At 77.1% G+C, this 11686-nt stretch carries 7 protein-coding genes; 6 read left to right on the top strand and 1 reads right to left on the bottom strand.

What is annotated here, in order from left to right; translation table 11 throughout:
- The 6 genes from HOY81_RS25865 to moeZ form a co-directional block, all read left to right on the top strand.
- Positions 1-1216: DUF3152 domain-containing protein (locus HOY81_RS25865; RefSeq protein ID WP_237323130.1), on the top strand; the 1216-nt coding region annotated here is incomplete at its 5' end.
- A gap of 226 nt (positions 1217-1442) precedes the next feature.
- Positions 1443-3338 (top strand): DUF3492 domain-containing protein, encoded by a 1896-nt coding sequence (locus HOY81_RS25860; RefSeq protein ID WP_237323131.1) that lies wholly within the window; start codon positions 1443-1445, stop codon positions 3336-3338.
- Positions 3339-4216: 878 nt separating this feature from the next.
- On the top strand, positions 4217-5419 hold the full coding sequence (locus HOY81_RS25855; protein WP_237323129.1) for a hypothetical protein: 1203 nt from the start codon (positions 4217-4219) through the stop codon (positions 5417-5419).
- Between the two features lie 171 nt (positions 5420-5590).
- Positions 5591-6511, top strand: a complete 921-nt coding sequence (locus HOY81_RS25850; RefSeq protein WP_237323128.1) for an NAD(P)-dependent oxidoreductase — start codon at positions 5591-5593, stop codon at positions 6509-6511.
- A complete protein-coding gene (locus tag HOY81_RS25845; RefSeq protein ID WP_237323127.1) occupies positions 6499-7290 on the top strand; it encodes a spherulation-specific family 4 protein in 792 nt (263 codons plus the stop codon). The genes HOY81_RS25850 and HOY81_RS25845 overlap by 13 nt, the downstream gene beginning before the upstream one ends.
- A 130-nt stretch (positions 7291-7420) precedes the next feature.
- On the top strand, positions 7421-8599 hold the full coding sequence (gene moeZ / locus HOY81_RS25840; protein ID WP_237323126.1) for an adenylyltransferase/sulfurtransferase MoeZ: 1179 nt from the start codon (positions 7421-7423) through the stop codon (positions 8597-8599).
- A 98-nt stretch (positions 8600-8697) separates the two neighbouring features.
- Here moeZ and HOY81_RS25835 read toward each other — a convergent pair.
- Positions 8698-11686, bottom strand: a 2989-nt coding sequence (locus HOY81_RS25835; RefSeq protein ID WP_237323125.1) for a lysylphosphatidylglycerol synthase domain-containing protein, incomplete at its 5' end; no start/stop codon positions are given.

Below are 11686 nucleotides of genomic sequence, written 5' to 3'. Positions count from 1 at the left end.
CGCGCCCCGGCCGGACGGCGGCGCCCCGCGCTCGCCGCAGGCCCGTGGCGGGCACCCGGAGCACCGGGAACCCGGCGGCGGCTGGGGCCGTACCGGCACGGAACGCGGCCCGGCGCCCCCCGGGCCCGGCTCCCCGCCCGCGCAGGGCGCCCCGGCAGGCCGCATACCGGGTCCGCGCCAGGAGTATCTGGACGCCTTCGACGCCCCGGGCGACGACGTGTTCGCCGCCGGGGCCCCGGGCCGCGCGCCCGCCGGTGACCCCGCGGCCCGGCCTGGCTCCGTGCCGCCCGGCGCCGGGGTGCCCGGCCGGCGGCAGCCGCCTCCGGAGGAGGGGCCGGCCGGCGGCGGGCCGGCGGCGGACGAGGACGACGGAGCGCGGCCCCGGCCGGAGCGGCACTCCAAGGGCCGCACCTTCACCGGCGTCGCGGCTGCCGCCGTGACCACCGTGCTCGCGGTGGTCGTCGCCGGGCAGGTGACCGGCGACGACCACGGCCGTGCCACCCGGGCGACCGGCCCGGAGGCGGGCACGGACCGCCCGGAGGAGGCCGGGCAGCGCGACGGCGCCTCCCGCTCCCGGCCACGTTCGACGGCGCCGGAGCCCCAGGCGCAGCCGCTCACCTACGCGGAGAAGATGTCCGCCGTGGTCCCGCTGGACCCCGAGCTCAGCGGCCCCGGCTCGTTCCGCGCCGTCGGCGGCCGGGCCGAGGGCGCGGGCGACGGGCGGGTGCTGCGCTACCGGGTGGACGTGGAGGACGACCTGCCGCTGGACGCGGAGCTGTTCGCGGAGGCCGTGCACACCACGCTGAACGACCGGCGTAGCTGGGCGCACGGCGGCGAACGCAGCTTCGAGCGCGTCGCCTCGGGCGAGGCCGACTTCGTCATCACCCTGGCCAGTCCCGGCACGACCGGGGTGTGGTGCGCCAAGTCGGGTCTGGACACCACGGTCCAGAACGTCTCCTGCGACTCGGCGGCCACCGAGCGGATCATGATCAACGCCTACCGCTGGGCCCAGGGGTCGCGGACCTTCGGCGACGACCGCATCCGCCAGTACCGCGAGATGCTCATCAACCACGAGGTGGGGCACCGGCTCGGGCGCGGGCATCTGCTCTGCCCGGAGGACGGTGCCCTGGCGCCGGTGATGATGCAGCAGACGAAGACGCTGACGAGTGGCGCGGCGACCTGCCGGCCCAACGCCTGGCCGTACCCCTCGCCCTGAGGAGCCGTCGCCCCGCGCGGGCGAGGCGGCCGCCGGCGATCTGGCCCGAGCGAAGACAGCGGGCCCGAACGGACAGACACCGGGAAAGTCACGGCCGTTCACCCCTTCCGGTGGTGCGACGGACAACCGTCCGCCGCACCCCCGGGGCGCGTGCTTACCGTCGTCCGCACATGCCACTGCGCCGGTACGCCAGTGGCCCGTGACGGAGTGGACCGGGGGTGCGTTCGTGCGCGTCGCGTTGCTGACAGAGGGTGGTTATCCCTTCGCGCGTGGTGAGTCGGTGCTCTGGTGCGACCGGCTGCTGCGCGGTCTGCCCGGGCACGAGTTCGAGGTGTACGCGCTCAGCCGCGGTGAGCGGCAGGAGCGCGCGGGCTGGTGCGCGCTGCCGGAGAACGTCGGGCACGTCCGCGTCGCACCGCTCTGGGGCGCCGCCCCGGCACCCGGCGGGCACCGGGAGGGGGCCGCGGCCCGCGGACTCACCGGGCGGCGCGAGCGCCGCCGGTTCGCCGAGTGCTTCGCCGAACTGGCGTCGGCGGTCTGCACCGCCGACCCCGAGCAGGAGAGGGAGCGGCCGCCTGGCGGGGCGGGCGCAGACCGCGCGGACGCCGGGGGCGCGGCCGGCGCGGTCGAAGCGGGCAGCGCGGCCGGCCGGACGGCCCCCGCGGAGCGCCTGGCGGACCGTTTCGCCGGCGGCCTCTACGGGCTCGCCGCCCTCGCCCGCGAGCAGGGCGGCCTGCCCGCCGCCCTCCGCTCCGAGCAGGCCGTCCGCCTCCTGGAGTCCGCCTGCCGGGCCCGGGGTGCGCTGCGCGCCGTGCACTCCGTGCAGGTCGCCGAGGTGCTCGCGGTGGCGGACCGGCTGGAGCGCGCCCTGCGCCCCCTTTCCTGCGACTGGTTCGAGGCGGGGGGCGGCGGCGCGGGACTGGCCGCCGCCGACCTCTGCCACGCCGTGGGCGCCGGTCCCGCCGCCCTGGCGGGGCTGCTGGCCCGCCGCTTCCACGGCACGCCGCTGCTGGTCACCGAGTACGGGGTCCGGCTGCGGGAGCACTATCTGAGCGGCGCGACGGGTCCCGCGGGGACGCTCGCCCCGGCAGTCGCCGGCGCCCCCGTCCGCGCCCTGCTCGCCTCTTTCCAGGGGCGGCTCGCGCGCGAGGCGTACGCCCGGGCGCAGCTCGTCACGCCGGGCAACACGCACGTCCGGCGGTGGCAGGAGCGGTGTGGCGCGCCCCGGGAACGCCTGCGCACGGTCTACCCGGGGATGGACGCGGCGCCCTTCGCGGCGGCCGGCGAGGAGGCGGCCGGTGCGCGGGACGCGGTGGACCCGGCGGCCGCGGGCGTCCCCACCCTGGTCTGGGTCGGCCGGGTCGAGCCCGCGAAGGACCTGGTCGGGCTGTTGCACGCGTTCGCCGAGGTCCGCCGGGTGCTGCCCGGGGCGCGCCTCCGGATCGTCGCGTCCCGGCCGGGCGGTCCGCCCGAGGCCGCGGGGTACGCGGCGCACTGCCGCACGCTGGCCGCCCGGCTCTTCCCGGACGAGGCGGCGGACGCCCGAACGGCGGGGGCGGACCCGGTCTCCTTCGAGGAGGTGGGCGGGCCCGCGCTGCCCGCCCTCACGGACGCGTACGCGGCGGGCAGCGTGGTCGTGCTCTCCAGCGTCGTCGAGGGCTTCCCGGTCTCTCTGGTGGAGGCGATGTTCGCGGGTCGCGCCACGGTCTCCACCGATGTGGGGGCGGTCTGCGAGGTCATCGGCGGCACCGGGCTCGTGGTGCCCCCGCGCAACCCGCGGGCGCTGGCCGAGGCGTGCCTCGCGCTGCTGCGCGACCCCGCGCGCCGGGCCCGGCTGGGCGCGGCGGCGCGGGCCCGGGCGCTCGAACTGTTCACCGTCGAACAGAACACCGAGGCATTTCGTGGCATCTACCTGGAGCTGATGTCGCACAGCACGCGGGCAGGCTCCGGGGGGTCGCTGCCCTTCGGGCGGCCCGCCGAGTCGCACGTGCCGGGGCGGTGGGCCGGTGGGGGGAGCCCGGCGGCGGCCGGGGCCACGAGCCGGAGCTCCGGACCGCGCCTGGCGGCCCGGCTCGGGAGCCCCGGGCCGAGCTGGGCCCGGCGGCGGGAGGGCGCCGTATGACCGGCCGCCCGGAGCCCGCGCGGCGGCCCGGTCCGGAGCAGGGGGCCCCGGAACCGGCGGCGCCGGCTCCCGCAGGTCCCGTGAGCCCGGGCGCCTGGGACTCCCGCTCCCGCACCCTGGTCGACGCGCCGGCCCGGCCGGCCGGGGACACGACGGGGGAGGCGACCGGGGAAGCGACCGGGGAGCGGAGTCCCCGTACCGGGACCGAGGTGATCTGGCCCGAGGCGGGTCGCCCCGCCGGCGCCGACCAGCTCCCGCCTCCTCCCGCCCCTGGCTCCCCGCCGGCGGGCGATGCCGCTGACGCCCCGCCCGCCGCGGCTTCCGCCCCGGGCGCCGGCACGGAGGGCGGACCCATGGCGGGCCGTACCGGTGGGGCGGACCGCACGCCGGCCGACCGTGACGGCATGCCCGGGGACGATCCGGACACCGTCCCGGGCGCGGGGGACCCCGTGACCGGGATGTTCGCGCCCCCGGACCCGGCCAGCCGGTGTGCCACGTCCGCGCTGCAGCTGCCCTCCCCGCCCGGGAACGCCGCCTCCGGCGGCGGAACCGGACCGGCGGGCGGACGGGGTACGGACGCCTCCGGGGCCCGGCGGGCCGCCCGTACGCCGGGTGGCCCGGGGGGCGCCGGTGTCCCGGACGGGCCCTCTGCGGGCCGTGCGGCCGGTGGTCCGGAGCCGGCGGGGTCCGTGGACGCTGCCGGGCGGCGCGAAGTCTTCCGGCGGCCGGGGAGTCCGGTGGCCGCCGGCGCTCCGGAAGCCGCAGGCCGGCGCCCCGCGGACCCCCCGGCGCCCGGCGCCCGGCCGGAGCCCTCCGGTGCCCGGCGCCCCGCGGACACCCCCCGGGGCCGCGGCCCCGCCGACCCGGTCCGCGGGCTCATGCATCACCACCGGGAACTGTGCGCACGGGCGGTGGACCCGCTGGAGATCGCGGCCGCGCTGGAGGCGCACGGGCTGACCGACCGCGGGGCCGCCCGCTACCGGCACCGGGACGTCTTCTCCCTCGCCGAGGAGATGTTCGCGCGGGTCCCGCGCGCCGCCGAGCGGCGGCCCGGTGAGCCCGGCGGCCCGGACGGACCCGGACCCGCCACCCCGGCGTCCCCGGCCCGCGCCGGGGCGGCGCGGGGCGCCGCCGTCGCCGCCCGCGTCCTGCTCCCCGTACTGCCCGGTGCCCTGTGCGCCGCCACCCTGGCCGCCCCGGACCGGCTGCCCCCGGACCGGCCGCACCTGCGGCTCGCCGTCGCCGTGCTGGGCGGGCTGGCGGCGCTCCTCGCGCTGCACCTCGCGCTCCGCCCGGCGCTGCGCGGCGCCTCCCGCACCGGGCTCACTTTGCTCTGGGCGTGCTGGCTGTCCGGCTACGCCCTGTACGGTGACGGGCTGCTCGCCGGGCTGCTGAACGGGGCACCGCGGTCCGGGGGCGCCGCGCCGGCGCTCGCCCCGCCGAGCGTGCCGCTCGCCCTGGCGCTCGCCGTGGCCCCGATCTGCTGGGGCGCGTGGTTCTTCGCCGCGCGCGCCCGGCGCACCCTGGGCACCAGCCGCAGCCTGGGCGAGTTCGCCTCCCGGGTCCGCCCGGTGCTCGTCCTCACGGTGCTGCTGGTCGCCGGCGCCCTGTACGGGGTGCAGGCCGCCGCCGGGCAGGCCCTGTCCGTCTGGCGTGGCGTGCCGCCCCCGCCCCCCGCCACACAGGCCGCGACGGTGGCCCTGGCGACGCTGTTCTTCGCCGCGCTGCTGCTGCTGGCGCACGGTTTCCCGCGCGCCGCCTCGGCCGGTACGGGCGCCGCCTGTGTGCTGCACGCCGCCGCTTTGGGCGCCGTGCTCGCCGGGCGCGGCGGCAGCGCCGCGGGCACCGGCGGTTCCGCGTCCGCGGGTGGCGGACCCGCGCCTCTTCCCGGCGCCGGTCCGCTGGCCCGCCCCGTCGCCGAGGCGGTGGCCGCCCACGGTCCCTCCGTCGTCCCCGCGGCGGCCTGCGCCGCCGCCGCGCTCGGACTGCTGGCGTACGCCTTCCGCGCCCTCACCGGGGCCTCCGCCCACCACGGCCGGGACACCCACGACCGCGGCGCCGGCCGGCGGCGGGGCGGGTGACGACCGTGACCCCCGTGAGCGTGACCTCCGTGACCGTGATCGCCGTACGTCCCCGCCGGCGCTTACCGAACTGTCCGATCCCCCCGTGCACTCCGTGCACACACCACGAGGAGCACCACCGATGACCGCTCAGCCGCCCTTCGGCACCACACACCTCCGGGAGGCCGCACGATGAGAGTGCTGCTGATCGGAGCCCACGGCTTCCTCGGCCGCCATGTCGCGGACCGCCTGCTCGCGGACCCCGCGGTGCAGCTCACCGCCCTCGGTCGCGGCGACGACGCGGACGTCCGCTTCGACCTGTCCAGCGGCAGCCCGGGAGCCCTGAGTCGCTTCCTGGACGCGGTGCACCCCGGCGTCGTGATCAACTGCGCGGGCGCCACCCGCGGCGGCGCCCGCGAGCTCACCCGGCACAACACCGTCGGCGCCGCCACCGTCTGCGAGGCGCTGCGCCGCAGCGCCTGCACCGCCCGCCTGGTGCATGTCGGGTGCGCGGCCGAGTACGGGCCCTCGCAGCCCGGCTCCTCCACCGGCGAGGACGCCGTGCCGCGCCCCGGCGGACCGTACGGGGTGAGCAAGCTCGCCGCCACCGAGCTGGTGCTGGGCTCCGGCCTGGACGCCGTGGTGCTGCGGGTCTTCTCGCCCCTCGGGCCGGGCACCCCGGCAGGCTCGCCGATGGGCAGGCTCGCGGAGGCCATGCGCCGGGCCATGCAGCAGGGCGACAGCGAGCTGAAGCTGCCGGGCCTGGCCGCGCAGCGGGACTTCGTGGACGTGCGGGACATCGCACGTGCGGTGCACGCGGCCTCGCTCTCCGCGGCGCAGGGCGTGGTGAACATCGGCACCGGCCGGGCCGTGCGGCTGCGCGACGCGGCGGCCGTCCTCGCGCGGGTGGCCGGCTACACCGGCGCGCTGCACGAGCTGGAGGGCCCGGGGAGCGGTCTCGGCGGCGCCGGCGGCCTGCCGTATCCGGACGGCTGCGGGAGCTGGCAACAGGCGGACGTGCGCACCGCCCGGGACCGGCTGGGCTGGCGCCCGCGGATCGGCCTGGAGGAGTCGCTCGCCGACATCTGGATGGAGGCGGCATGCCGCATCTGATCCCGCCTGCCGCGGACCTCCGCCCCGCCGCAGGCGTCGCCGCCCGGGCCGCCCGCGCCGTCACCCCCGCGGGCGCCCTCGGCCTGGGGGCGCCGGTCCGGCCCCGGCCGGGGCCGGACCCGGGGGTGTGGGAGGCGCTGGCCCGCCCGGGCGTGCCGCTGCACTGGGCGGTGCTCGACGTGCGGCGTGGCCCGGGCGACCGGCCGGACCCGGTACGCCGGGCCGGCGCGGCGCGGCTGCGCGCCGCCGGGTCGCCGGCTCCGGTGCTGGGCCTGCTGGAGCTGTGCGGCGGCTCCCGGCCCTTCGGAGAGCTGGTCGCGGACGCCCGCCGCTTCCTCGACTGGTACGACGTGGACGGCTTCTACCTGGCGCACTGCCCCTCCGACCCGGGGCGGCTCGCGGCGACCAGCCGCATCGCCCGGACGCTGCGGGCGCTCAGCGACGGCGGGCCGCTGGTGCTGGAGCACGGCACCCACCCGGACCCGCGGTACGCGGAGTGCGCGGACCAGCTCGTCACCTTCTCCGGCGGCTGGCCGGACTACCGCTGGTCGCAGGCGGCGCCCTGGACGGCGGGGCACCCGCCGGAGCGCTTCTGCCATCTGGTGCACGGGGTGCCCGGCACCCACCTGGACGAGGCGCTGCGCATCGCCCGCTGGCAGGGCGCGGGCACCGTGTGGTTCACCGACCGCACCCCGTGTGGCGGCACCGCGCCCTGGTCCGCCCTGCCCGGCTACTGGGACGACATCGTCTCGCGCATCGGACCAGGTGTCTCGGAATGAGACAGCCCGTGGCAGTGTTACGAGAGGAACAGCGCTCTCCCCGGCCCGCCGGGCCCCGGGGAGGACGCCGTCCCCACGGCCTCCCGGCCTGGGGAGACCCCGTTAACCGACCACCTTTGTTGAGGTCTTCGTGTCGCTGCCACCGTTGGTCGAGCCGGCTGCCGAGCTCACCGTCGACGAGGTCCGCAGGTACTCCCGCCACCTGATCATCCCGGATGTCGGGATGGAAGGCCAGAAGCGGCTGAAGAACGCCAGGGTGCTCTGTGTGGGCGCCGGTGGCCTGGGTTCTCCCGCGCTGATGTACCTCGCCGCCGCCGGTGTCGGCACCCTCGGCATCGTCGAGTTCGACGAGGTCGACGAGTCGAACCTGCAGCGCCAGATCATCCACAGCCAGCAGGACGTGGGCCGCCCCAAGGCCGAGTCCGCCAAGGACACGGTGCTGGGCATCAACCCCCACACCACGGTGAACATCCACGCGGAGCGGCTGGACTCCTCCAACGTGCTGGACATGTTCGCCCAGTACGACCTGATCGTGGACGGCACGGACAACTTCGCCACCCGCTACCTGGTCAACGACGCGTGCGTGCTGCTGAACAAGCCGTACGTGTGGGGCTCCATCTACCGCTTCGACGGGCAGGCGTCCGTCTTCTGGAGCGAGCACGGCCCGTGCTACCGCTGCCTCTACCCGGAGCCCCCGCCGCCCGGCATGGTGCCGAGCTGCGCCGAGGGCGGGGTGCTGGGCGTGCTCTGCGCGTCCATCGGCTCCATCCAGGTCAACGAGGCCATCAAGCTGCTGGCCGGCATCGGCGACCCGCTGGTCGGCCGGCTGATGATCTACGACGCCCTGGAGATGACGTACCGGCAGGTCAAGGTCCGCAAGGACCCGGACTGCGCGGTCTGCGGCGAGAACCCGACGGTCACCGAGCTGATCGACTACGAGGCGTTCTGCGGCGCCGTCTCCGACGAGGCGCAGGCCGCCGCGGTGGACTCCACCATCACGCCGAAGCAGCTCAAGGAGTGGCTGGACGACGGCGAGAACATCGACGTGATCGACGTCCGGGAGCCGAACGAGTACGAGATCGTCTCCATCCCCGGCGCCCGGCTCATCCCGAAGAACGACTTCCTGATGGGCGACGCGCTGGGGAAGCTCCCGCAGGACAAGCGGATCGTCCTGCACTGCAAGACGGGCGTCCGTTCCGCGGAGGTGCTGGCCGTCCTGAAGGACGCCGGCTTCGCGGACGCGGTGCACGTGGGCGGCGGCGTCATCGGCTGGGTCAACCAGATCGAGCCCGGGAAGCCGGTCTACTGACCCGGCACCCGACGGGATCCGAACCCGGACCGGGCGCCGCGGCGCGGGACCTCCCGCGCCGCGGCGCCCGGTCCGTGGGCTTCTCCGGGCGGCGCCGGTCAGAGCGCCTCCCTGCGGGTGAGCTGGGTGAACGCCAGCCACCCGGGGAGCACCGGCAGCCAGAAGGTCATCAGCCGGAAGAGCAGCACGGCCGGCGTGGCGATCTCCTTGGGCACCCCGAAGGTGATGAGCCCGGCGATCAGCGCCGCCTCCACGGCGCCCAGACCGCCCGGGGTGGGCGCGGCCGAGCCGAGCGCGTTGCCCGCGAGGAAGACGACCGCGAGGGTGGCGTAGCCGATCTCGTTCCCGCCGAAGGCCCGCAGTGAGGCGTCCAGGCACATGATGAAGGCGAACGGCAGCAGCAGCGTGCCGCCCACCCCGGAGAGCAGCAGCCGCGGCCGCTGCACCACGTCCAGCATCCGCGGCACCACGCCGGCGAAGAGCGACCGCACCCGGTCGGAGACGAACTTCCGCAGCGCCGGGATCGCCGTGACGATCAGCACCAGCACGGCCGCCGTCAGCAGCCCCGCGATCACCGTGCGGGACGGCGACAGGGTGGGCGTGTGCTCCGTGCCGGTGAGATAGCCGAAGGTGAGCAGCAGCACGACGTTGCTGCCCAGGCCGAAGAGCTGGGAGGCGCCGACGCTGGCCACCGCGTGGCCCGGGCGTACCCCCGCGCGTTGCAGGAAACGGGTGTTCAGCGCGACGCCGCCGATCGCCGCGGGGGCGACCAGCTTCACGAACGACCCCGCCACCTGCGCCTGCACCGTGCGCAGGAACGGCACCTTCTCGGGGACGAAGCCCAGCAGTGCGACCGCCGCCGCCAGGTAGGACACAGCGGAGAAGCCGAGTGCCATCGCCACCCAGGCGTAGTCCGCGTCGCCCACCAACTGGCCGAACTCGACATGGCTGAGCTGGCCGATGAGGAAGTACGCGGCCAGCGCACCGGCGATGAAGCTGACCAGGGTGCGCGGCCGGATCCGCTCCAGCCGGGCCGGCTCCACCGGCGCCTGCGGCCTGACCCGCAGTACCTGGCCGCGGATCTGCGCCAGCAGGTCCTCCTCGCGGGCCTCCTCCAGCGCCTCGTCGAGGGCCCGTTTCTCCGCGTGCTTCTCGGCCCGCAGCGACTTCCGGTCGTCGGGCCCGGCGGGCCGTTCGCCCTGGGCCTCCTTGCGGTGCCGGGAGGCCTCCAGCACCGCCTGCCGCTCCCGCTGCGCCCGCTCCTTGGCGAGCCGGCGCAGCGTCGTACGGGTGCTGCGGCTGAGGGCGATCGGCTGGAGCAGCGGAAGGCTGTCGGCCACCGCGTCCGGGCCGAGCACGTCCACGGCCGCGGTGACCGCCCGCCCGGCGCCGGCCCGCAGCCCGAAGGTGGTCAGGAGCTGGGCCACGTCCATCCGCAGCACCAGGTCGCCGGCCGCGATCTCGCCGTTCTGCAGGTCGGTGAGGAAGACCCTGCCGGCACGATCCACCCGGAGGGCGTCCCCCACCAGGCGGCGATGGGCGATGCGCCGTGACTGCAGCGCCTCCACCTGCCGCCAGGCGGTGCGCATCAGCCCGTCGGTGACCTCCTCGTCCGGGAGGGCGTCCAGCGGGCGGCCGCCGATCCGCTCGTACACCAGCATCACGGCGTCGGGGCCGAGCTCGGAGGTGGCGATCAGCCGGGGCGCGTTGGCGCCGGCGGAGATCGCGGCGTAGGCGAGCAGCGCCTCCTGTTCCAGCGCCTGGCGCAGCGACTGCAGGCTCCGGCGCTGGGTGAGACCGCGCAGCGCCAGCCGCCGCCAGACGCGGTAGAAGTAGCCGTGCGCCTGCTGCTCGCGGTCGACCACGGTGACGTCCAGCGGCGAACCATCCTCCAGGGTGACCAGGTAGCGGCGCCCGCGGTCGTGGTCGCGGTCACGCTGACCGGCCTCGTCCGGCGGTTCGGGGTCCTCGTCGCGCACCGCGCTGACGGGGTGGAAGCCGACGCGGCGCAGGCCGGCCAGCAACGTCTGGCCGGTGGGCCGCACGTTCGGGGAGCCGACCGTGTAGAGGGTGCCGTACGCCACCGTCCAGCCGATGAGCACGGTCACCACGATGGAGAACGGTGTCGAGTAGCCCGCGACCAGGACCGCGAAGGAGTCCAGCAGCAGCACCACCCAGAGCACCACCCGCCAGCGGGGACGGCGGGCCATCCCGACCGCCGTCATGTAGGCGATCACCGGGGCCAGATAGCTGTGCACGGGAGTGGTGACGCCGCCGTCCGCCAGCGGTTTGGTCAGTGCGTCCTGGATCGAACCCGGCGCCGCCTCGGTCACCCACAGGTCGACGGTGAGCGAGGCGCCGTGTGCCAGCACCGCGGCCAGCACCCCGTCGGCGATCCGCAACCCGTCCCGCTTGATCAGGCGTTCGATGGCGAAGGCCACCGGGACCAGCAGCACCGCGACGCTGGAGGCCAGTCCGGTGATGCTGATGAGCACCGCCGGCGCCTGCTCGGTCCCCTTCTTGACGTCGTCCTCCAGGCCCGCCGTGGTGCCGTGGGCGAACGCGGCGATGGTCAGCACCAGCGCGATGCCGAGCAGGCCCAGGGCCATCCGCAGCAGGTCGGAGGGGCGGTGCACCCGGGCGGGCAGCAGCGGTTCGTCGCTGTCGATGCCCTCCACGCCCTGCTCCCGGGGCTCCCGCGCCCGCGCGCCGCCCTGGCCGTCGTCCGTACCGGCCGTGTCCGGGGCCCGCGTGTGGTCGCCGGTGCCCGGGGGGCCGGGCCGGGGGGCCCGGTCCCGGGCGTGGCGGTCGCCGGGCCCGGGGGTGTCGCCGGGCTCCGGGGTGTTGCCGGAGGCGGGGCGTTCTGCGGACGGCCCGTCGTCCTGCGGAGGCCCGTCGCCCCGGGGGCGGTCGTCGTCTCCGGGACGCCCGCCCGGTCCGTGGTGCTTCCCGGACGACGGGCTGCCACCGGGCGCCGGGCGCTCTCCGGGTGCGGGGTGGCAGCCGGAACGGTCGCCCGGCCCTGCGGTCTCCGCCGGCCGGCCGGACCCGGGGTCGCGCGCCGCGCCGGCGGCCTCGCCGGCCGCG

Source organism: Streptomyces sp. JJ36, from assembly GCF_021696945.1.
Classification (GTDB): domain Bacteria; phylum Actinomycetota; class Actinomycetes; order Streptomycetales; family Streptomycetaceae; genus Streptomyces.
This window is presented reverse-complemented; position numbering and strand designations above follow the sequence as displayed.